The organism is Halobellus litoreus, from assembly GCF_024464595.1.
Classification (GTDB): Archaea; Halobacteriota; Halobacteria; order Halobacteriales; family Haloferacaceae; genus Haloquadratum; species Haloquadratum litoreum.
Genome location: NZ_JANHAW010000002.1, coordinates 1,348,510 through 1,368,957 on the forward strand (window position 1 = coordinate 1,348,510; position 20,448 = coordinate 1,368,957).

21 protein-coding genes are annotated in these 20,448 nt (G+C 68.3%); 8 read left to right on the plus strand and 13 right to left on the minus strand.

Annotation, left to right across the window (positions count from 1 at the left end):
* Nucleotides 1-37 precede the first annotated feature (37 nt).
* Nucleotides 38-1,282: a hypothetical protein gene (locus NO360_RS14245; RefSeq protein WP_256308459.1), complete on the plus strand. Its 1,245-nt coding sequence runs from the start codon at nt 38-40 to the stop codon at nt 1,280-1,282.
* A gap of 35 nt (nt 1,283-1,317) precedes the next feature.
* Here NO360_RS14245 and NO360_RS14250 read toward each other — a convergent pair whose 3' ends face one another.
* A complete protein-coding gene (locus NO360_RS14250; protein WP_256308460.1) occupies nt 1,318-3,036 on the minus strand; it encodes a hypothetical protein in 1,719 nt (572 codons plus the stop codon).
* Nucleotides 3,037-3,073: 37 nt separating this feature from the next.
* On the opposite strand from NO360_RS14250, the gene NO360_RS14255 reads away from it, so the two are divergent.
* From NO360_RS14255 to NO360_RS14265, 3 genes are all read left to right on the plus strand, one after another.
* Nucleotides 3,074-3,271, plus strand: coding sequence for a hypothetical protein (locus NO360_RS14255; RefSeq protein ID WP_256308461.1), 198 nt, complete (start codon nt 3,074-3,076; stop codon nt 3,269-3,271).
* A 64-nt stretch (nt 3,272-3,335) separates the two neighbouring features.
* Nucleotides 3,336-5,177, plus strand: a complete 1,842-nt coding sequence (locus NO360_RS14260; protein ID WP_256308462.1) for an ABC transporter substrate-binding protein — start codon at nt 3,336-3,338, stop codon at nt 5,175-5,177.
* A complete protein-coding gene (locus tag NO360_RS14265) occupies nt 5,177-6,040 on the plus strand; it encodes a phosphatase PAP2 family protein (protein WP_256308463.1) in 864 nt (287 codons plus the stop codon). The genes NO360_RS14260 and NO360_RS14265 overlap by 1 nt, the downstream gene beginning before the upstream one ends.
* Nucleotides 6,041-6,277: 237 nt before the next feature.
* Here NO360_RS14265 and NO360_RS14270 read toward each other — a convergent pair whose 3' ends face one another.
* Nucleotides 6,278-8,278, minus strand: coding sequence for a DUF7282 domain-containing protein (locus NO360_RS14270; RefSeq protein ID WP_256308464.1), 2,001 nt, complete (start codon nt 8,276-8,278; stop codon nt 6,278-6,280).
* A 288-nt stretch (nt 8,279-8,566) separates the two neighbouring features.
* On the opposite strand from NO360_RS14270, the gene NO360_RS14275 reads away from it, so the two are divergent.
* Together NO360_RS14275 and NO360_RS14280 are read left to right on the plus strand one after the other, a co-directional pair.
* Complete coding sequence (locus tag NO360_RS14275; RefSeq protein ID WP_256308465.1) at nt 8,567-9,034, plus strand: universal stress protein; 468 nt, start codon at nt 8,567-8,569, stop codon at nt 9,032-9,034.
* Between the two features lie 91 nt (nt 9,035-9,125).
* Nucleotides 9,126-10,370, plus strand: a complete 1,245-nt coding sequence (locus tag NO360_RS14280) for a DHH family phosphoesterase (protein ID WP_256308466.1) — start codon at nt 9,126-9,128, stop codon at nt 10,368-10,370.
* 127 nt (nt 10,371-10,497) lie between these two features.
* Here the strand turns inward: NO360_RS14280 and NO360_RS14285 are convergent, their stop codons facing one another.
* The 6 genes from NO360_RS14285 to hisS form a co-directional block, all read right to left on the minus strand.
* Nucleotides 10,498-11,019 (minus strand): DUF5807 family protein, encoded by a 522-nt coding sequence (locus tag NO360_RS14285; protein WP_256308467.1) that lies wholly within the window; start codon nt 11,017-11,019, stop codon nt 10,498-10,500.
* A 75-nt stretch (nt 11,020-11,094) separates the two neighbouring features.
* Entirely contained in the window at nt 11,095-11,250 is a 156-nt protein-coding gene (locus NO360_RS14290; RefSeq protein WP_256308468.1) for a DUF7563 family protein, read from the minus strand.
* 89 nt (nt 11,251-11,339) lie between these two features.
* Nucleotides 11,340-11,612, minus strand: coding sequence for a hypothetical protein (locus NO360_RS14295; protein WP_256308469.1), 273 nt, complete (start codon nt 11,610-11,612; stop codon nt 11,340-11,342).
* A gap of 52 nt (nt 11,613-11,664) precedes the next feature.
* On the minus strand, nt 11,665-12,531 hold the full coding sequence (gene truA, locus NO360_RS14300; protein WP_256308545.1) for a tRNA pseudouridine(38-40) synthase TruA: 867 nt from the start codon (nt 12,529-12,531) through the stop codon (nt 11,665-11,667).
* Nucleotides 12,532-12,583: 52 nt separating this feature from the next.
* Nucleotides 12,584-13,057, minus strand: coding sequence for a universal stress protein (locus NO360_RS14305; protein WP_256308471.1), 474 nt, complete (start codon nt 13,055-13,057; stop codon nt 12,584-12,586).
* Nucleotides 13,058-13,144: 87 nt separating this feature from the next.
* The gene (gene hisS / locus NO360_RS14310; RefSeq protein WP_256308472.1) at nt 13,145-14,440 is read right to left on the minus strand and encodes a histidine--tRNA ligase; all 1,296 of its coding nucleotides are present in this window, start codon (nt 14,438-14,440) and stop codon (nt 13,145-13,147) included.
* A 127-nt stretch (nt 14,441-14,567) separates the two neighbouring features.
* Between hisS and NO360_RS14315 the strand changes: the two genes are divergently transcribed.
* Nucleotides 14,568-15,680: an NAD(P)-dependent alcohol dehydrogenase gene (locus tag NO360_RS14315; protein ID WP_256308473.1), complete on the plus strand. Its 1,113-nt coding sequence runs from the start codon at nt 14,568-14,570 to the stop codon at nt 15,678-15,680.
* 28 nt (nt 15,681-15,708) lie between these two features.
* Here the strand turns inward: NO360_RS14315 and NO360_RS14320 are convergent, their stop codons facing one another.
* From NO360_RS14320 to NO360_RS14340, 5 genes are all read right to left on the minus strand, one after another.
* A complete protein-coding gene (locus NO360_RS14320; RefSeq protein ID WP_256308474.1) occupies nt 15,709-16,590 on the minus strand; it encodes an EamA family transporter in 882 nt (293 codons plus the stop codon).
* Between the two features lie 136 nt (nt 16,591-16,726).
* On the minus strand, nt 16,727-17,326 hold the full coding sequence (locus tag NO360_RS14325; RefSeq protein ID WP_256308475.1) for a DUF7411 family protein: 600 nt from the start codon (nt 17,324-17,326) through the stop codon (nt 16,727-16,729).
* A gap of 7 nt (nt 17,327-17,333) precedes the next feature.
* Nucleotides 17,334-17,696, minus strand: coding sequence for a DNA-binding protein (locus tag NO360_RS14330; protein WP_256308476.1), 363 nt, complete (start codon nt 17,694-17,696; stop codon nt 17,334-17,336).
* Nucleotides 17,697-17,764: 68 nt separating this feature from the next.
* Nucleotides 17,765-18,220, minus strand: a complete 456-nt coding sequence (locus NO360_RS14335; RefSeq protein ID WP_256308477.1) for a 30S ribosomal protein S19e — start codon at nt 18,218-18,220, stop codon at nt 17,765-17,767.
* Between the two features lie 142 nt (nt 18,221-18,362).
* Complete coding sequence (locus NO360_RS14340) at nt 18,363-19,412, minus strand: lysylphosphatidylglycerol synthase transmembrane domain-containing protein (protein ID WP_256308478.1); 1,050 nt, start codon at nt 19,410-19,412, stop codon at nt 18,363-18,365.
* A gap of 148 nt (nt 19,413-19,560) precedes the next feature.
* Between NO360_RS14340 and thiL the strand changes: the two genes are divergently transcribed.
* On the plus strand, nt 19,561-20,430 hold the full coding sequence (gene thiL / locus NO360_RS14345) for a thiamine-phosphate kinase (protein ID WP_256308479.1): 870 nt from the start codon (nt 19,561-19,563) through the stop codon (nt 20,428-20,430).
* Nucleotides 20,431-20,448 lie beyond the last annotated feature (18 nt).

The following is a 20,448-nucleotide window of genomic DNA, read 5'->3' on the forward strand; positions in this document are numbered from 1 at the left end:
GCGACACGCTAATTATTCTCACGGGTGATGGATAGCCGTGCGGTATCGCTGGCCACTCGCGTTCGTCCTCCTCGTCGTCGCCGGTGCGCTGGGGAGCGCGTTCGTCGGCCCCGGGGGAGTCGCGAACGGCGAAGATCCGGCGCCGGAACGGCTGCTCCAGCCGAGCGAGAGAGAGGGCTACGTCTGGCCGTACACGAGCCGAAGCCGCTCGGTCGAGGGGCGGACGCTCGCGCTGAACGTCGTTGTCGTCGGGACGCCGGAGGCGGTCCGAACCGTGCTCACTGACCGGTCCGAACTGGAATGGACCCCCGCAGAGAACGATCAGAGGCTCGACGAGTCGGTGTCACAGCTCGACGAATCGATCTCACAGTTCGACGACTCGGGGTCGATCTCACCCTGGCGGTCCGCGCGCGGGGCCGCACGCTACACCTACGTGGCCGACAGCCGCGGCGCCGGCGAGTGGGTCGAGCCCGACTACCAACTCGCGACCGGAACGTATCTCGGCAGCCGGACGCACATTCGCGCGTATCCCGGTCCGTCCAGCGACTGGACAGCGCTGCAGGCGCACGCCGAGTACTGGGACTGGTTCCGGTTGCGCCACACGGTCACCGGCGTCGCGGAGGGGAGCCGAACCGTCGAGCGCGACCTCCGCGACGAACCGTTCGTCGACGACGTCAGCCGAGCCTACCACGGCTACGAGGGCGGCGGTAGCGACGGCTGGATCTCGGTGATCAGGCTCTCGTCCGCGACGGAGTCGGCCGCGATGTCCGCCGTCGGTGCCGCTGACGCGGCGAAGCTGACGCTGCTCGGCGTCGTCCCCGCAGCGGCCGTTCTGGCCGCCGCGGTGCCACCGGTTCGACGACGGGACCTCAGAGACACCGCGCTCCCGCTGGCACTCGTCGCGATCGTTCTCGGCGTTCGGTCGGTCGGGATCGCCGCGGAGGGGCTGTCGCCGGCGACGAATCCGAAAGTGTTCGCGGGAATTCTCTATCCGCTGTTGGCGATCGGACCGCTCGTCGTCACCGCACTCCTGGCTCGAAACCGGCCATCGATGCGGATCTCCCTCCTCGCCGCCGCCGGGTTGGGAGCCGCGTTCGTCCTCGATTTCGGCGCGATCGGCGTGCGAGTGGTCCCGGTTCGGCTCGTCCTCCATCGGACGGCGCTGATCGGGGTTCTCGGCCTGTTCGCGTTCGGCGTCGCCGACGCGAATCGTCGGATCGCCGGGGGCGGTGCGATCCTGTGGCTTGCGATGCTCGTCGGGACGCTCCTCGGAATGGTGTGATCGCGCGCGGCCTCGGCCACCGTACGCAGGCCGACTCAGGTCGTCCCGCCCTCGGCTGCGCGGTAGATCACGACGCCGTCGTTCTCGTAGACGCGTCTCCAGCCGTCGGCCCGCTCGAACGACCGTTCGAGCCGGCCGGACTGCGCGGCGTGCTCCCCGCGGATCGTGTACTGCCCCTTCGGCACGTAGACGTGCGTCGGTCGCTCGGTCTCGACCCGGGCCGCAGTGCGCTCGACGCAGTCGGCGCTCTGACACCTCGAAAGCGACTCGTACGCCGCGGCCTGCCGCGCGAAGGTCTCCGCGTCCACCCACTCGACGCCCCAGTGGCCGACGAGCAGCGTTCGGTCGGTCAGCGCGGGGAGCCACTCGGCGGCGTCGCCGATCACGACGAACCGCGCGTCGGGATCGGTTTCCGTCGCAATCCACTCCATCGCCTCGGCCGACTCGGCGTCCAGGAACTCCGGCGTGGAGGGATCGGTCACGAGCGTCGCTTCGTAGGCGAAATACCCGCCGCCGACGAGCGTTCCCAGGAGGATCACGGCCGCGGCCGCCGCCGCGCGGCGATCCATACCGACGCCGGTCGCGTCGTCGCCGTCGTGGTTCACCTCGTTGCCGTCGTCGTCCACGCCGGGAGAGACCAAGTTTCGGCGACGAACCCAGTCGGGCTCGGCGTCCCGAGCGCGCAGGAGCGTCACGACGACCGTGGGGACGAGCACTGCGACCACCGTGTAGGCGAACCGGGGCTGTTCGAACAGCAGTTCGACGAGGACCAGCCAGACGGGGAGGAGGTACTCGCGACGAATTACCAGATAGACCGCGGGCACGAGCGCGAGGACGATTCCCGGCGAGACCGACCCCGCGAGCGCGTTGGCGCCGCCGCCGACGCCGCCGTGGGTTCCCGACGCCGCGGTGAAGACGCCGACCCCGTGGGTCGTGAGCGCCCACGCTAACCACGGCGACGCGAGCAGCGCACCGCCGAGACCGACAGCCAGTCCCGACAGGAATCCCGACGCCGACCGGTCAGAGAGGAGCCAGAAGAGGAGATGGCTCGCGACGACGAAAAGCGAGTACACCGGGTGCGTGAGCACCGTCAGGCCGAACGCGACCCCACCGAGGCCGATCGCACCGCGCCGCGATGTCGGCGATGAGGCACGAACCGCTCCGTCCCGCGCGAACAGCTGGTATCCGGCGTAGATCGCGACCATCGCGTAGCAGAACCCGAACGCGCGGACGACGCCACCGGCCGAGAGGTGCCACTCCAGGAGCTGCGGGTTCAGCGCCACCAGCCCGACCGCCGCCGTCCCCGCCGGCCGCGAGTCAGCGACGTCGCGACCGAGCAGATAGACCGGGAGCAGCGCGGCCACGAACCCGACGCTGGGAAGGAACCTGGAGACCGCGACCGGATCGAAGCCGAGGTCGAGGAGCGCGGCGTACAGGTAGAACTGCAGCGGCGGGTAGGCGAACGGGATCCCGTCGGCGGTGTACCCTGGGATTCGCACTGGGAGCGCGTACCCGTTGACGACGATCTCGGCCGATATCTTCGCGTACAGCCCCGCGCCGTACGCGGGGTAGGGATTCGTCGCCAGGTAGACCGCGACGGCGACGACACCGGGGAGGAGGGCGAGTACGCACCAGGGTCGATCGCGGGCGTCGAACGGGACGGCCCTTCGCACGTCGTCGGCGACGGCCCGAGCGCGGGCGGACAGCGAGCGGGCCCGACGATCGGACGCCGGATCAGGTGGCTTCGAGTTCATAGCTGTTCGAATCGAACTGGTGCTCCGAGTTCGGCCTGTGCGCGAGGATCCACGATCGGTGATCGATCACCGCTCGGAAGCGCCTGTCGACGCCCGGGTCGCCGGTCACCTGGTCGTTCGTCCGTTCGATCCGGACGTCTTCCCGAGCGAGCGCGGCCACCGAGAGGACGGCGAGTGGGCGCAGCGTCCGCGGCTGGTTCGACGTGAGGGGACCATACCACTACCGGTCACCTAGTGTGATAGACGCTGTGGGCGCGGCGACCCAAGCGCTATTACCGTCGTGCGGCTATCAAAAAGATATGGCGGAGTCGTCGAAGGGGTGCGGGGTTCGACGCCGGGAGATGCTCGGAGCGCTCGGAGCGGGAGCGGCAGCGAGCGTCGGCGGCTGTCTCCGTCGCGCCCGTTCGATCGCGGGGTGGGAGTCGATGGAGCGCGTCTCACTCCGGATCAAGACCCTCCCCGCCGACGCGGACCCGTACGCCCTCCACACGGCGCGGGCACTCACGTCGTGGTACCAGGCGGCCGGCATCGACGCGCAGGTGGTTCCGGTGTCGGAGGAAGAACTCCTCCGCCAGGTGCTCTTGAGCAAGGACTTCGACATCTTTCTGATCCGGACGGCGACGATCCAGCGGGATCCAGATATCTTCTATCCACTGTTGCACTCGCGGTTCGCCGACGCTCGTGGGAGGCAAAACCCCTTCGGATACACAGATCTCGACGTCGACGAGTGGCTGGAGCGACAGCGACGCGCGACCGGCGAGCGGAGGCGAGAAATCGTCGCCGAGTTACAGCGATCGATCGCTCGGTCACAGCCGTTCACCGTTATCGGGTTCCCCGACGAGATCCGGGCCGCACGGCGGGCGAACTACACGAACTGGCGGAGCGCGAACCTCAGAGCACCGCAGGGCTATCTGACGCTTAAACGGGGTGGCGAAGGCCCGTCTGAGACGAACGAGGCGAACGCGGGCGACGAAGAGGCGGTCCTCAGGGTGGTCGGGACCGATCGTCGTGCGACGGAGAACCTGAATCCGCTCTCCGTGGAGTATCGACGGTCCGGCGTGCTGACTGGCCTGTTGTACGACTCCCTCGGGCGGGTCACCTCCGAAGGGACGACACCGTGGCTCGCAGCGTCCTGGGCGTTCTCCGAGACCGGCGACGACCCCCGAGCAGCGGTGCGGTTGCGTTCGGGACAGACGTGGCACGACGGAGAACCGCTGACGGCCGAGGACATCGCCTTCACCTACGCGCTGCTGGCGGACACGTCGCTCGGTTCCTCGGAAGGACAGGACGGTGAGACGGCGGCGGAGACGCGGGTGCCCGCCCCCCGGTTTCAGGGTCGAAGCGGACTCGTCGAGGACGTCCAGGCCGCGGAGTCGGACGTCGCAGTCTTCCGGTTCCGCGACTGTTCTCCCCGAGTGGCGACGCGTGCGTTCACCGTGCCGATCCTGCCGAAGCACGTCTGGCAGGCGCGGACGGGTCCGGCCTCGATCAGCGGGATCGAAGTCGGGAGTGCGACGGAGGCGCTCGTGACGAACAACATCCCACCCGTCGGAAGCGGACCGCTCCGGTTCGTACAGAACACGCCTCGGGAATCGCTAGTCCTCGAGACCACGGGGAACCACTTCCTCTTCGACGAAAGGGATGCGGGCGAGCGGGAGGTGGTCGGTCCGCCAGAATTCGATCGCTTGGAGATACAGGTGGTCGGGTCCGACGACGCCGCCGTCGGCGTCGTCGCCGAGGGCGATGCCGACGTGACCGGCACGCCCGTCGGCGCGGACACGGTGCCCCGTATCGGTCGCACGGGCGGGCTCGAACTCCTCGTAAACCGGTCGGCGGCACCGTACATCGTCGGCTACAACACGCAGATTCCACCGCTCACGAACCCGCGGTTCAGGCACACTCTCGCGCGTCTGGTGGACCGCTCACACATCGCCGCCGACGTGTTCAACGGCTACGCGCGTCCCGCAGTGAGCCTTCTCGAAGGGACCGAGTGGGTGCCGGACGATCTCCGGTGGGACGGGACCGATCCGGTGACGCCGTTCCTCGGGACGGAGGGCGAACTGAACATCCCGCAGGTCAGATCGGAGTTTCGAAACGCCGGATTCCAGTACGAAGCGGAGAAACTCGTGAGGATGACATAATGGCACTCGCCGACGTGGTGTTCCAGCTCGGTCTCGTGGTGGTTGCCGGTCATCTACTCGCGATGCTGTTCGTGGTCGAGCGGAGCGGTCGACGGCGGAGTCGCGGACTCGTCTCGCTGGTCGATCGGATCCGATCGAATCTGACCGCGGTCGCGCCCACCCTCGGCGCCCTCGCCGCCGTCCTCGCCGTCAACAAGGTCGTCCGCGACGTCGGGGTCGAGCTGTCGTGGCTCATCGGGATCAACCTGACCGGGAACATCTACCTGCTCGAATCGCAGTTCGTCGCGACGATCCAGCGCTTCGCACACCCGGCGCTGACGGCGTACTTCGGGTTCGTGTACGTGTTCGGCTACACGTTCCTCCTGACGTTCCCCGTGCTCGCGTACGCGATCTGCGAACGGGCTCGACCGCTGCGAGTGCTGTTTCGCGCGTACATCCTCAACTACGGGATCGGCCTCCTCTGCTACGTCCTGTTCGTCGCGTACGGCCCGCGGAACTTTATGCCGGAACTGGTCGAACCGCTGCTGTACGCGAGTTGGCCGCAGTCGCAGTTGCTCGTTCAACAGGTCAACGTGAACACGAACGTGTTCCCGTCGCTGCACGCCTCGCTGTCTGCGACGGTCGCGCTCCTCGCGTACCGGTTCCGCGCGGTGTATGCCCGCTGGCTTCCGGTCGCGACGGCGCTTGCGGTCTCGATCACCGTCTCGACGATGTATCTCGGCATCCATTGGGCGACCGACGTCGTCGCCGGAATCGTCGTCGCGTGGGTGAGCGTCGAGCTCGCCGAGCGGACCGAGGAGGGGACGATCCGCGAACCGCTACGCCGACTGCAGGGGCGCGAAAGTGAGGCGGTTCGGCGGTGAAGGGGTCGTCGCAACTCGCGCGCGAGGACGGGATGCCTCGCGAACAGGTGGCAAAGGGAGATGGAGATTGCGCGTGGCGAAGTCGGAGCACGCGACAAACTCGGAAGTGGGGTTTCACGACGAACGCCGTCGTCCGATCCGACTGCCACCCAGTTCGGTCATCGACTCCGTAGAAGGCCGTCTACAGCAGTTCTTCGACCTCGCGTCAGGAATCCGACTGGGTCCGTTACCGGAGAGTCACGTGAGCCAATCGCGTATCTTGGACACCGCCTTCCAGACGAGCCATATGACTCCACCGACGGCCATCATTCCCGCTGCCGGCAGAGTCACGCCAACGAGGGCGAGCGGATCGATCGACGGTTCGACGAAGCCGTTCCCCGTCGAGACGGCCCACGTCGCTGAAAACGAGAGAAGGAACGCGGTGATGAAAGACCAAGACCAGAGGAATTCACCGGGTCCTCGAAGTAGAAAGGCCCCAACCAAGAAGGCGACGAGGCCGTTCGCCCACGATCGGAGAAGTCCCTCGTCCACGCTGACGTCCACCGGGGGAGCATCGTCTCGCGCACTGAGAACGACAGTTGGGAACCAGTCCTCGAAGACCTCCATATCGAGGTCTTCGAGTTCGTACGAGCCGTCTTCGGTTCGCTCATACCGTGTCGCCAGAACCGGATTCTCCCGGTCGTCAGCGACGACGATGACGTCCGCGTCGTTGTTCCAAACGGCTCGGGACTTCCCCCAGAAGAGGTGTCTTTCCGTTTCCGAATCTTCGAACTGCTCTCCTTCGCCCGGTTCAGGTCCGGTGTGAACCGTGACCGTGGTGCCGGGTTCGAGATGGAAGCCCGGATCGAAGGTAAAGGCGTGTTCACCCGCTCGCACGCGACCCGCTTCCTCCGCAGCGTCAGAGATCGTCCAGCCCTCGAGATCGAGGGGTTCGTCACCCGCGTTCTCGAATGACAGATACTCCTGTTCGGGGTTCGTGTGGTCGTCGCCCGGCGAATCGGGGTTGATCCGACCGAGCACGAGTTCGCCCTTGTGGGATTCGACCGTGACCGTCTCGGTTTTGGTGTCGGTAGTTTGCTGACGATCCGTGACCGTCAGCGTGACGTCGTACTCGTCGGCTTTGGCGAACGAGTGGACGAACCGCGGCGTGACCTCGTCGTCGCCGTCGATCGACCAGTGATAATTGGTGATCAGATCACCCGGATCGGGGTCGGAGGATCGCCGTCCATCGAAGACGATCGGCCTTCCCGGCTCCGGTTCCGACGGGGAATACCAGATCTTGGCGTCCGGCGGGTGATTATCGTTATTGTTATCATTCCATCGTTTCCGAACTTCCCGGAGAAACACCGTCCCGAGGACCCCACCGGCCCCTCCCACAACGATGTCCATCGGGGGCTCCGCACCGTCTCTTTCCGGCGTGTCGGGTAGTGTCGGCGGCGCTGTCGTCCGCGTCGGTCCCTCACTCGTCTGCGTCGGCTCGACCGCTTCTGTCGTCGTGGACGGTGATGTGGCGTCCCGAACGATCGCCTCGTCGATAACTCGCTCACCGTCGGCAGTGTAGGGTTGATCCCGAGACGGGTCGAAGGTCCGGTCGCGGTCGGTGTCGAGGTGTGGCGTCGCCACCAGCGTCGTTCGGCCGCTGATTCCTCGGTCGAGTGAGACTTCGAGTTGCGAGTAGGTTTGATCCGGCTCCAGGAACCGACTCACGCCGATGATCGGTCCCTCGGCGGTTCCCTCGTGGACCGAGACGAACCCGCCGACTTCCAGCGAGACGGCTTCGAGAGAGACGATCGTCCCAGACGCCTGCGCAATCTGATCGTCGAACTCGAGCGACGCCGTCACCGTTCGAACGACGCCCGGTGCCCTGGCAAGCGGTTCGTTCTGGTAGCTCACCACTATCACGAATTCGAGCCCCTCATCGAATCCAGAGAGGTCGAAGCTCGCCGACCAGATTCCAGCGTCGGTTACCGCCGTTTCGCTCGTCAAGAGGAGGGGAGTGGCTCCAGTGGACTCGATCCTCACGGTAAACTCCGCTCCCGGATTGAACGTCGACGTTCCAGTGACGGTGGCATCCGGTATGGGAGGAAGGAACACCTCGTCACCGAGCGTACGGTCGATCGTGACGGCGTCAGCGGACTGGGCTCCAGTCTCGGTTGAATACTGGGTGGCCGCGATGACGCCGCCGCTCACGGCCCCCGCGGTCACGAGCAGGTCGCGGCGGGTTACCCTGAACGGCATCCATTTGATAGTACATTATTGTACATTATAAAATATGGTAAATGTATGACTGCCGTCCGTTCAACCGCTCGGATTTCGAGGATTTCCGATCGATACCCGCTCGGATAGCCAGACGCAGCGCTTCACAGTGGTCGAATCGACGACTGGTTCGGGGATCCCGGTAACAGCGTCGACGGGCGTTCGTTCGACGAACGGACTCATATTCGCCAGCAGCGTAACTGCGCCGCGGAGTGAGCGAAGCGAACGAACCCGACGGGATTTATCCCGGACCGAAGCGAACGAACGGCTATGTTCGAGACGATCGTCATCGCGACGGACGGCTCCGAGAGCGTCAGGCGAGCCGTCGACGTGGCGCTCGATCTCGCGGACCGCTTCGACGCCGAAGTGCACTGCCTGTACGTGGTCGACGAGGGCGACGTGGCGTCCTCGCCGGAACGCCTCCGCGACGAGATGGAAGACGCGCTGGTCGAACGGGGCGAAGAGGCGATCGACGAGGTCCGTGGATCGACCGATCGGGACGTCGTCGCCGCGGTCGAGGAGGGGCGACCGGAGTCGGAGATCGACGAGTACGCCCGCGGCGTCGACGCCGACGTCGTCGTGATGGGCACCCGCGGACGGCACGGAGAGAACCGGTTCCTCCTCGGATCGGTGGCCGAGCGCGTTGTCAGGACGTGTCCGATCCCGGTGTTGACCGTCCGCCAGCTCGCCGAGGACGAGGGTGAAGCGGAGCTGACTGGGACGCCGGAGACGGCCTGAGCCGTCCCGACCGCCGATCGGATCCGACCGCGGAGGCTCCAGCGAGTACGGAACCACGGCGGTTTTCACGCGGGCCCCCGTCGGTCCGGCTATGGAAGACGAACTCATCGACAGCGCGAGCCTCTCGCTTTCCCGGAAGTCGCAACTCCCCGGGACGGGCTTCTTCTACCCCGACTCGCTCGACGAGGATCGAACCGAGGAACGCGTCGCGGAAGCCGTCGACGGCGCGGAGGCGGTCGTCGTCGCCGACACCGACGCCGACGGCCTCGGATGCGTCGCGCTGATCCGCGAACTGTACGATGCGACCCTCGAGTGGGCGACCTTCGAAGACGACATCTCCGAGCGCGTCGAGCGGTGGGGGAGCGACGGGGCGACCGAAGAGTCCGATTCCGAGAATGCGGACGACGACGACGAAGACGACGAGCGCGCCACGTCGACCGTCGCCCTCGTCGGCGCCGGCCCCTACTCGCTGGACGAGGCGCTCGAAAACGTCGCCGAGCACGCTCCGGAAGGGGTCGACCTCTACGTCTGCGACCTCTGTCCCGACGAGTACGCGTGGATCGCCGAGGAACTCGCGGCCGCCGTCGAGATCGCGTCGTCGGTGGCGTGGTACGATCACCACCAGTGGAGCGACGAGACCGCGGCGGCGGTTCGCGAGGCGGGCGTCGACCTCGTCGTCGGCGAGTCCGACGAGGAGTGTACCGTCGACGTGACGCTGCGGTCCCTCGATTACGACTTCGACGAGCGGTGGGCCGAACTCGCGGCGGTCACGCGGGATCACGACCTCTGGCTGAAGGAGGATCCCCGGAGCGACGACCTCGCGGACTACGCCTACTGGACGGACCCCGAGGAGTACGTCACGGTCGTCGGCCGGTTCGGCGTCGACCTCCCCGCAGTCGTCGAGGAGTACATCGAACTCCGCCGCGTCGAGAAGGAGGAACTGATCGAGGCGGCCGTCTCCCGCGCCGAGACGAAGCAGGTCGGCCCCTGGACGGTCGGCGTCACCTACGGCCGCTGTTCGCAGAACGAGGTCGCCGAAGCGTTGCGACAGGACGGAGCAGACGCCGCGGTCGTCGTCAAACCCGCCGGCAGCGCGAGCATCCGCGGGTCCGAGGGGTTCGAACGCGCCCACGAGGTCGCCGGCCACGTCAACGGCGGCGGCCACCCGAAAGCCGCGGGCTGCAAGCCGGACATCTACGACGATATGCTGGATTACGCCCACCACTGGACGACGCAGGGCGCGACGGCGAAACGGGTCATCCTCCGAGCGTTCGAACGGGTCGCCGCGGAGGTCGAAGCCGAGGGGGACGGAGACGAGTCCGACGAAAGCGAGTGAGGCGTTCTTCGGGCTGACGTTTATATACGATCGCGGGCCCAGAGCCCGCGTGACGTAGCACCCGGCCCGCGCCGGTCAGCGGTTGCCCGACACGCCGTCGCGGGATCGTCCCTGTCGGCTGTTCGCCCTATTCGGTCCCTTCGATCGGCTCCGAGCCGCCGGGCTGGACGCCGGTCTCGGTCTCCTCGCCGACGACCCACTTGTCGGAGTAACTCGCGCCGCAGGCGCAATGGGCGTACGCGTGGATCACCGCGCCGCGAGCGTAGAGTCCGCCGACTTCCTCGTTCTGCGCCTCCGAGAACGCGAAGATGAACTCGACGTCGTGTGCCCCGGAGATTTCGCCGTCGGCGGCGTCCGTCTCCGCGGGGCCGTCGGCAGCGCCGGCCTCGGGACACTCGCCGCCGTCGAGATCGCGGGAGATGTGACCCCGCGAGTCCATCGCCCCGCGGGCGAACTCCATCGCGTCCATTCCGGTCCCGGCGGCGAACGCCCGCCGGCCGTCGTCGCCGGGAACGACGAGCACGTAGCCCGAGTCGACCGTCTCGCCGAGCTTCGGGAGTTTCCCCTGGCTGTCGAGGTACTCGTCGGTCAGAAACAGCGCGACGTCGTCGTGACGCTCGCCCGCGAGAAACGCGTCGAGTTGGCTCATAGCGTCGAGACGACGCCAAGAGGTAAAAGCCGCGTGAAATCCGCCCTCACTCTCGATCCCACCGCGGTAGGAGTCTCAGTGTCTCGTCGCGCGCGCTTCGCGGACGTCGGCACCGTCGCGAACCTTGTCCTCGCAGTTCGGACAGACCCGCGGATGGTCCATCCCGTTCGGTGCGAACACCCGGACGTACTCCGCAGTAACGAACGATCCGCAGTTCTCGCATGTCGGCATCAGTCAGATATTTGTATTGAATCAAAATAATATTTCGGGGGAAATATCGCGACTGATTCCATCCGCGTCGGCGACTCTCGACGCCCGAATCAGGAATCGCTCGCGGCCCCCGGTCGCCGTTCGCCCGTCTCGCTGAGCGCGTGGCGGACGAGGAGGTCGATCCCGCGAGCGACTTCGATCCCGCCGTAGTAGACGCCGACCAGCGAGACGAGAACGCTCACGACGACGCCGTATGGACCGAAGAGCAGCGCGACGAGCGAGCCGAGGCCCGAGACGACGGCGAAGTAGAACGCGCCGACGGCGAAGCGGTAGGCCGCGTCGCGGTGCGCCTGTGCAGTCGACGGGAGGGTCGCGGACGACATACCTCCGAGGTCGGTCACGGCCCGCATAAGTGTTCAGTCGTCGCGTCCGTCGTCACTGTCGTCGGGGTCGGCCGTCGCTCTCGTCGCGTCGACCGGTCCCATCGTCGACGACGCCGCCGACGGCGTCGACGATTCGGCCGGTCACGCGAGAACGGACGAGCGCGTCGCGCCGCCGGGCGTCGAACACCTCGACCGCGCTCTCGACGCCCCGGGGGTCGCGCTCGAAGTCGAGCCCCGGGTAGTCGACGTCCGCGAGCAGGAGCGGTCCGGGCGGGGCGGCGGGGACGCCGTCGGGGCCGTCGAGCGGTTCCGGCCCGAGGAGCCGGCGGACGTTCTCGACGGTCCGATCGCCGCCGGCGACGCCCCGGATCACCGACACGAGTCGACGGACGAGCGACCGCGGGAAGCCGCCGGCGGCGACGCGCAGCGACAGGAAGTCGCCGTCGCGGTCGATCGAGATCGACACGTCGCGAACCGTGCCCCGGTCGTCGGGCGTGAGGTTGTGGAAGTCGTGTTCCCCGCCGAGCGTCGCGGCGGCCTCGGCGGCGCGCTCGTCGTCGAGCGCCGGCCCGTAGAGGTCGTAGACGTACTCGCGGCGAACCGCGTCGTGCGTGGCGTGGAAGTCGCCGGGTGCGTCCGCGGCGGCCCAGGCGCGGACGTGCCCCGGCAGTTCGCCGTTCAGCGCTCGCGGCGAGCACCACTCGGGACATTCGAACGCGACCGTCTGCGCGAGCGCGGAGACGCCCGCGTCCGTTCGACCGGCGGCGGCGTACCCCCGCGGTCGGTCTCGCGCTCCTCGGTCGAACACGTCGAGGGCGTCGAGCGCGTCGAAGACGGCGTCCTCGACGGTCGGAACGGACGGCTGTCGCTGGAACCCGTGGAACGGCCGACCGTCGTAGGCGACGCGAAAGGCGCGCACTCGTCCGGGACGGTCGGGATCCCGGCTCACACCGCCTCCGTCGCCGTCGCCGCTACCCATCGGTCGAGTCGGCTCGTTCGTCCGCCTCGGGGGGTCGGTAGTCCCGGTCCTCGCCGCGGAGGACGAGCACGGGGGCCGGCGAGAGCCTGAGGACGCGCGCTGTCGTGCTGCCGAGGAGGTAGCGTTCGAGGCCACGGCGACCGTGACTGCCCATCACGACGAGGTCGGCGTCGGCGGCCCGGTCGACGATGGCCCGGTACGGCGTGCCGCGGACGACGGCGGTTTCGACGTCGACGCCGGACTCGCGGGCGCGCTCGGCGACGGCCGCAACGTGGCGTTCGGCCTCGGCCTCGTAGCCGTCGAGCAGCGCCTCCGTATCGAGTTTGGCCGCCGAAAGCGTCTGGACGTCGACGACGGAGACGACAGACAGCGTCGCGTCGGCGTCCCGGGCCAGTTGGATCGCGTGGTCAGCGGCCGCCTCGCTCGGCGCGCTCCCGTCGACGGGCGTGAGGATCGTGTCGTACATACGTGTAGATTCGCGAGCAGTCGTAAAACATCACCGCGCGTTCGCGGCGCGAGTCGCGGCCGGCGCGGTCCGCCGGAGCCGTCGCGTTCAGACCAGGTCCTCGAACGTGGGCGACGCGCGGTCGCCGGGGAACTCCTCGACGGGAGCGGTCGTCTGGTCGCCCGAGTCCATGTCCTTCACCGTCACCTCGCCGTTCGCCAGGTCCTGCTCGCCGACGATCACGACCGTCTCGGCGTTGACGCTGTCGGCGTAGCCCATCTGCGCGCCGAAACTGCGGTCCGAGACGTCGACCTCGACGACGTTCCCGGCGGCGCGGAGGTCGCGGGCGATCCGGGCGGCGACGTCGCGAGTGTCGCCGACGGTCAGGACGTAGTAGTCCGTCGAGAGCGCCTCTTCGGGCCACACGCCGGCGCGCTGACAGAGCAGCGAGAGCGGCGCGAGGCCGGGGGCGACGCCGACGGCGGGGGTCGGCTGTCCCCCGAAGCTCTCGATGAGGTCGTCGTAGCGGCCGCCGCCGAACACGGCGCGGGAGATTTCGCCGGTCGAGTCGAAGCACTCGAAGACGACGCCCGTGTAGTAATCCAGTCCGCGCGCGGTCGTCAGCGACACCTCGCAGTACTCGCGCGCCCCGAAGTCCTCGGCGGCCGCGAGCACCTCGCGGAGGTTCTCGACGGCGCTCGCGACGTCGTCCCCGCCGAAGTCGGCGATCTCTTCGAGGTCGCCCGTCGCCACGAGGTCGTCGAACGACTCGGCCTGCTCGTAAGAGAGGCCGGCGTCGGAGAGAAGCCCCAGGTACTCCGTCTCCTCGACCTTCGCGCGCTTGTCGACCGCGCGGATCGCCGCGCGGGTGTCGACGTCGGCGTCGAACGCGCGGAGCAGGCCGCCGAGAATGTCGCGGTGAGAGACGCGGAACTCGAAGTCCTCGCCCGTGAGTCCCAGATCGGTGAGCGAATCGGCCGCGTAGGCGAGGATCTCCGCGTCGGCCTCCGGTTCCGCGGAGCCGAAGATGTCGACGTTCGTCTGGTAGAACTCCCTGAACCGCCCCTGCTGGACCTGCTCGAAGCGCCAGAACGGCCGCGTCGAGTACCACTTGATCGGCTTCGACAGTTCCTGCTGCTTCGCGACGACCATCCGCGCGACCGTCGGCGTCAGTTCCGGCGTCAGCGACACCTCGCGGCCGCCCTTGTCCTCGAAGGCGTACAGTTCCTCGACGATCTCCTCGCCGCTCTTGTCGACGTACATCTCCGTCCGTTCGAGCGCGGGCGTGGATATCTCGCGGAACCCGTAGCGCGCGGCGGCGTCTTCCAGCGCGTCGATGACCTGCCGCCTGGGGGTCATCTCCTCGGGGTAGAAGTCCCGAAAGCCCTTGAGTCGGTCGTACATACCGACGGATTCGGCGGTGCCGCGCTTGAAACTGTTGAAGCCGCGGCGCGCGCGATCGCCCGGTCGTGAAAGCCCGCGACTCACCCGGAAGGAACGCTTATGCGTTTCGCCTCGTTGATACGTATCGATGGAGATCGAAGCCGCCGTCATCGATGAGGAGGGAGGACCGTTCACGATCGAGCGCGTCGAGTTGAGCGAGCCACAGGCCAACGAGGTACTCGTTCGGATCGTCGGTGCCGGCGTGTGCCACACGGATATGATCGTCCGAGACCAGCTGTATCCGACGCCGCTGCCGGCAGTGCTCGGCCACGAGGGGTCGGGCGTCGTGGAGGCGGTCGGCGAGGGAGTCACCGAGGTCGAACCGGGCGACCGCGTGGTGCTGAGCTTCGACTACGACGACGAGTGCCAGAGCTGCCACGCCGGTCATCCCGCCTACTGCGAGGACTTCTTCGCGCACAACTTCGGCGGGAGGCGGCCGGAGGACGGGACCTCGCCGCTTTCCCGCGGTGACGAAGCGCTCAGCGGCCGCTTCTTCGGACAGTCGTCGTTCGCGACGCACGCGATCGCCACCGAACGCAACGTCGTCGTCGTCGAGGACGACGTTCCGCTCGAACTCCTCGGCCCGCTGGGATGCGGGGTCCAGACCGGGGCCGGTGCGGTGATCAACACGCTGGACCCGCAGGCGGGATCGTCGATCGCCGTGTTCGGCGCTGGATCGGTCGGTCTCTCGGCGGTGATGGCGGCCAATCTCGTCGGCTGCACCGAGATCGTCTCGATCGACATCAAGGGGAACCGTCTGGAGAAGGCCGCAGAGTTAGGTGCGACGGCGACCGTCAATCCGCAGTCCGTCGACGACGCCGTCGAGGCGGTCCGAGAGGTCACCGACGGCGGCCCCGACTACGCCGTGGAGACGACCGGCGTCGCCGACGTCGCCGAGCAGGCCGTCGACACGCTCACGCAGCGCGGCACGCTCGCCGTCGTCGGGGCCCCCGCGCTGGGGACGCGCGCGAGCTACGACGTCAACGACCTCATTCTGAACGGTCGGTCGATCACGGGCGTCGTCGAGGGCGACAGCAACCCGAAGGAGTTCATTCCGGACCTGATCGAACTGTACCGACAGGGGAAGTTCCCCTTCGACGAACTCGTCACGTACTACGACTTCGAGGAGATCCAACAGGCCGTCGAGGACTCCGAGGAGGGCAGCAGTATCAAGCCGGTGCTCCGCGTGAGCGAGCCCTGAGCGGGGCGGTCGGGGTCGACCCGATCCCTCACGCCGCGATCAGCCCCACGCCGACGACGGCGAGTCCGGCGGCAGCGAGACGAATCCGGAACGAGTCCTCGCGGAGCAAGACCCCGCCGAGGAGGACCGCGACGACGGCCTGGGTGTTGATGATCGGCGACGCGATCGACGCCGGGACGGTCGAGAAGGCCAGCGACGTGACGTGCTCGCCGAGCGCGACGCCGCCGCCCGCGAGGGCGAACTTCGGCAGCGCGTCGCGGATCGGGACCCACTCGCGGAGCGCGAGCGGCAGCACGACGACGAGCACGCCACCGAGCACCGTCGGGACCCACAGTTCGAGCGGGAGCGCCAGTTCCTGCAGCGCGACGCGCTTTCCCACGTCGCTGACGGCGAAGAACGCCGCGCTCAACAGTCCGAACTGCGCCGCCCGCGACGACGCCGCCTTCCGGATCGGATCCAAGAGCGACCCGGTCCGGTAGTTCGCGACGTAGACGGCGAGCGTCGCGACGACGACGCCGGTGACCTGGATCGGGGTGAGTCGTTCCTGCAGGAAGAGCACCTCGATCGGGAGGACGAAGACGGGGACCACCTTGCTGATCGGCGCGACGTACGAGACGTCGCCGCGGCCGAGCGCCCAGAGGAACACGAGAAACGCCGCCGCGGTCGCGACGATCGTCCCGACGACGAGCACGCCTTCGGCGACGCTGAACCCCGAGAGCGAGGGAACGTCGGCGGGGGCCGTGCGCTGTATCGTGAGCGGCAGGTACCACAGCACGGCGGCGGCGTTGACGCCGACGGTCACGACCGTGCTCGGATACTCCTCGAAGTACTGCTTGAGGACGAAGATGTACGTCCCCCAGACGACCGCCGCCGCGAGGGAGTAGCCGATGCCGGGAGGGAGGGAGAACACGTGCGGAGGTCGCCGTCACCGAGAGAAATGTGTTCGGATTCCGATCGGGGCGGGCAGAGTCGGGTCCAGGCGTGATCAGAGCGGCGAGAGCACGGTGCGCCTCAATCGGATCCGACCGGCGCAGCCGCCTCCCGTGTCAGTCCTCGGTTCGCAGGCCGCGCACGTACGACTGTTCGTGGGCGGGGAACACCGATTCGACCGCGTCCGCGCCGCCGCGGTCGGCGATCAGCGCCCGGAGTTCCGCCTCGTAGTCGCCCTTCGGGATCGTCTCGGAGGGGCCGGTCTCGACGGTCAGCGTCTCCTCGACCAGCCGGTCGACCGCGTTCCGTCCCAGTCCCGCGAGCGGCGAGAGGTAGTCCACGCCGTGTCTGTCTTCGAGGCTCTGCGCCTGCGCCCGCGAAATCGTCGGGACTCTGTCGTCGCGGCGACTCCCGTCGGCGACGGCGTCGACGTCGAGTCCCGCCACCGATTCGAGCGCGTGCTCGTGGACCCGCTGGATGCCGTGTCGGGGGTAGCCGTCCTCGATCATCTCGTCGACGGCCGCCTCGGCGACGGATCGGTCCAGATCGACGGCCTCGAAGGGATAGCCCAGGCGATCGGCCGCGGCCTCGGCGTGCTCCCAGTCGTCGGTGACGCCGAACCGGCCGGTCACGAGCGTCACGTCGTAGAAGGAGTCGAGAAACAGCGCCGCGAGCGTCGAGTCTTTGCCGCCGCTGTAGAGAAGCGCGAGGTCCACGAGTCCGCTATCGCCGACGGATGTCGAAGCTCTTCGATTCCGGCTGCAGCTCGCGGAGCAGGTCCTTCATCTGGTCCTCGTCGATGCGGTCCTGGATCCGGCCGCTCTGGGCGAGCGCGACGATCTGTTTCTTCACCGACTCCGCGAAGTCGGGTTTCGACATCTCGACGGCGTTGAGTCGCTGGCGCGCGCCGTCGGTCAGGTACTGCTTCAGCATCGCCTCCTGCTTGGCCTCCGCCTGCTCGCGGGCGGCCTCCTGGGCGGCCTCGGGGTTCTGCCCGCCCTGCTGCCCCTCGGCCTGGTCGCGGAGCTCCTGCATCTTCTGTTCGCGCAGTTCCTCCAGTCGGTCGTCGTCGGGGGTTCCACTCATCGTCGTAGGATTCTGTCGCGGCGCTAAAAACGGTTACGTCGTTCGACCTCGACGCTCGAATCCGCGTCTTACGCGTAGCGTTCGAGTTCCGGCCGGTCGAGCTCCGCGAGAACGTCGTCCGCGGCGTTGTCGAGGAAGCTCTGTCCCTCGCTGGTGATGCGGCGGCCCTGGCCCTTCGCCGTCTCGACGAGGCCTTCCTCCTCGAGCTGCTGGAGCGCCGTTCGAATGATCTTCTTGCTGCCGGGGGCGGAGCTGTTCCCGGAGACCCGGTATCGGGTGGTGCCGCGCTTGCGGCCGCCGTACTCCGTCGAGAGACGGTCGACGCCGATGGGGCCTTCCTTCGCGACCTTGCGGAGCAGCGACGCCGCGCGGACGTACCAGAAGTCGTCCTGTTCGGGCGGGAGTTCTCGGGTCTGTCCCGTCTTGGCGAACTCGATCCACTCGGGCTCCTCGATTCGATCCGCAAGGCGGTCGGCGACGTCCTCGATGAGGGCGTCGGCCGGAACGTCGTAGACGCTTACCATACCCACCGATTCCCGTTCGCGTCGTTTAAAGCCATCGTATCGGGCTTACGGCGCGTGAGACGGTCCCTCAGTCGTTCCGAGAACGGCGTCGGTCTCGGCGGCGAGCGCGTGGTCGTCGACCCGCGGGGGGTCGAACGCGGACTCACCCGTCGCCCGCGCCGATGCCGAGGCCGCTCCCGAGCCAACCCACGACGATGCCGCCGAGGACCGTCGGGATCCAGTAGACCGCCCCGCGGAAGATGACCACGGCCGCGACCGCGATCGGCTCCGTCACCTGCGAGAGCGGGGCGGCGAGGAGCAACAGCACCAGTACCGTCTCGATGCCGCCGGCACCGCCCGGCAGGGGCGTCACGCCGGCGATGGCGGCGATGGGGACGACGATCAGCGCGATCGAGAGTCGCACGTCGACGCCGATAGCCGCGAACGAGAGCCAGAGCGCGATCATCTGGCAGAGCCACCCGAGGCTCGACGCGCCGAGCGCGAGCGCGAGTCCCCGCGGGTTCGAGGCGACGCGCTCGATCGCCCGGAAGAAGCCGTTGATGCGCTCTTCGATCCCCTCGGGCGTCGGCACGGGGATCCGGGGAAGCCAGTCGGCGACGGATCTGATGAGCGGCGTCAGCGAGTCGATGACGCGGGCTTCGAGCCGGTAGCGGCGCGTCCAGCCGATATAGACGAGCGTCGGGACGAGCACCGCGAGCGCGACGACCGCGCCGATCGCCGCGAGGAGGTTCTCGTTCGTTCCCAGGGCGACCTCCGAGGCGAAGTAGCCCGCGCCGGCGAGCGCGAGCGTAATCGACGGGACGAAGTTCAGCGTGTCGACGCTGGCGATGGCCGCGAGGCTCCGCTCGTACTCGGCGTCGGCCGCCCGGGAGATGAGATACGCCGTCACCGGCTCGCCGCCGGCCTGGCCGAACGGCGTGATGTTGTTCGAGAAGGTCGCGCCCGCGAAGACGAAAAACGACGTTGCGTAGGAAAGGTCGACGCCGAGAACGTCGAGAACGGTGTTCAGAGAGACGCTCCAGGCGGCGAGCCACGCCAGCGTCGCGAGGACGACGAGGGCGACGTACCGGAGTTCGGCGCTGCCGAGCGTCGCGAGGAGTTCGTCGACGCCCGCGAAGTAGAACAGGAGCGCGAAGACGCCGAGGGCCGCGAGAAACCCGAGTACGGTGGCGCGGAGGTTCTCGCGGGCCATACAGCGGGGTGGATTCCTCCGGCCATCAAGCCATCGAAACCGACCGAAAGCGGCGGCCGCCGTCGTCACCCGCGCCCGTCGCGAGCGGTCCGAGCGACCGCGCCGGGCGTGACGCCGACTTTTTGCCCGCCCGGGGCGCACGGTGGCTATGGACGAACGCTCGGCGCTCCGACGGCTGGCGGCCGCCCTCCCGGCGGCGGGCGACGACGCGGCCCTCGTCGACGGCCTCGTCGTGACGACGGATATGCTCCACGAGTCGACGGACTTCCCGGCGGGGACGACCCGCTACACGGCCGGCTGGCGCTCCGTCGGCGCGTCGCTCTCGGACGTCGCCGCGATGGGCGCGAAGGCGACGGCTGCGGTCGCCGCCTACGCCGCGCCGACGCTCGACGAGGACGAGCTCGACGCCTTTCTCGACGGCGCGGTCGACGTCTGCGAGGCGGTCGACGCCGAGTACGTCGGCGGCGACCTCGACACCACGGGCGAGTTCACGGTCGCGACGACCGCGCTGGGGGAGACGGACGCGCCGGTGCGCCGCGCCGGCGCGAACGCCGGCGACGTCGTCTGCGTGACCGGCGCGCTCGGCCGAACCGCCGCGGGACTCCGCGCGTTCGACGCCGGCGAGACGGAGCGGGGGAACGAGCTGTTCCGATTCACGCCCCGGGTCGCCGCCGGCGTCGCACTCGCCCCGCACGCGACCGCGATGATGGACTCCTCGGACGGCCTCGCGCGGTCGCTCCACCAGCTCGCGGAGGCCTCGGACGTCGGCTTCGACGTCTCCTGGGACGCGGTGCCGGTCCACGACGCCGTCGACGAGTACGCCGAAGACGACGCCGACCGTCGGGAGATGGCGACCACCGTGGGCGAGGACTTCGAGCTCGTGTGTACGGTGCCGGCGGCCGCCGTCGACGACGCTCGGGCGGCGTCGCCCGTCCCGCTCGCGGTCGTCGGCGACGTCGTCGACGAGGGCGTCCGTCTCGACGGCGAATCGCTCGCGGACGAGGGGTACACCCACTGATAGCGGCGTTTTCCGGGC

What these genes read in the sequence shown, in the direction of transcription:
- NO360_RS14250 (WP_256308460.1), bottom strand. Translation starts at nt 3,036, where the DNA reads ATGAACTCGAAGCCACCTGATCCGGCGTCCGATCGTCGGGCCCGCTCG.
- NO360_RS14260 (WP_256308462.1), top strand. Translation starts at nt 3,336, where the DNA reads ATGGCGGAGTCGTCGAAGGGGTGCGGGGTTCGACGCCGGGAGATGCTC.
- NO360_RS14265 (WP_256308463.1), top strand. Translation starts at nt 5,177, where the DNA reads ATGGCACTCGCCGACGTGGTGTTCCAGCTCGGTCTCGTGGTGGTTGCC.
- NO360_RS14270 (WP_256308464.1), bottom strand. Translation starts at nt 8,278, where the DNA reads ATGCCGTTCAGGGTAACCCGCCGCGACCTGCTCGTGACCGCGGGGGCC.
- NO360_RS14275 (WP_256308465.1), top strand. Translation starts at nt 8,567, where the DNA reads ATGTTCGAGACGATCGTCATCGCGACGGACGGCTCCGAGAGCGTCAGG.
- NO360_RS14280 (WP_256308466.1), top strand. Translation starts at nt 9,126, where the DNA reads ATGGAAGACGAACTCATCGACAGCGCGAGCCTCTCGCTTTCCCGGAAG.
- NO360_RS14285 (WP_256308467.1), bottom strand. Translation starts at nt 11,019, where the DNA reads ATGAGCCAACTCGACGCGTTTCTCGCGGGCGAGCGTCACGACGACGTC.
- NO360_RS14290 (WP_256308468.1), bottom strand. Translation starts at nt 11,250, where the DNA reads ATGCCGACATGCGAGAACTGCGGATCGTTCGTTACTGCGGAGTACGTC.
- NO360_RS14295 (WP_256308469.1), bottom strand. Translation starts at nt 11,612, where the DNA reads ATGTCGTCCGCGACCCTCCCGTCGACTGCACAGGCGCACCGCGACGCG.
- NO360_RS14305 (WP_256308471.1), bottom strand. Translation starts at nt 13,057, where the DNA reads ATGTACGACACGATCCTCACGCCCGTCGACGGGAGCGCGCCGAGCGAG.
- hisS (WP_256308472.1), bottom strand. Translation starts at nt 14,440, where the DNA reads ATGTACGACCGACTCAAGGGCTTTCGGGACTTCTACCCCGAGGAGATG.
- NO360_RS14315 (WP_256308473.1), top strand. Translation starts at nt 14,568, where the DNA reads ATGGAGATCGAAGCCGCCGTCATCGATGAGGAGGGAGGACCGTTCACG.
- NO360_RS14330 (WP_256308476.1), bottom strand. Translation starts at nt 17,696, where the DNA reads ATGAGTGGAACCCCCGACGACGACCGACTGGAGGAACTGCGCGAACAG.
- NO360_RS14335 (WP_256308477.1), bottom strand. Translation starts at nt 18,220, where the DNA reads ATGGTAAGCGTCTACGACGTTCCGGCCGACGCCCTCATCGAGGACGTC.
- NO360_RS14340 (WP_256308478.1), bottom strand. Translation starts at nt 19,412, where the DNA reads ATGGCCCGCGAGAACCTCCGCGCCACCGTACTCGGGTTTCTCGCGGCC.
- thiL (WP_256308479.1), top strand. Translation starts at nt 19,561, where the DNA reads ATGGACGAACGCTCGGCGCTCCGACGGCTGGCGGCCGCCCTCCCGGCG.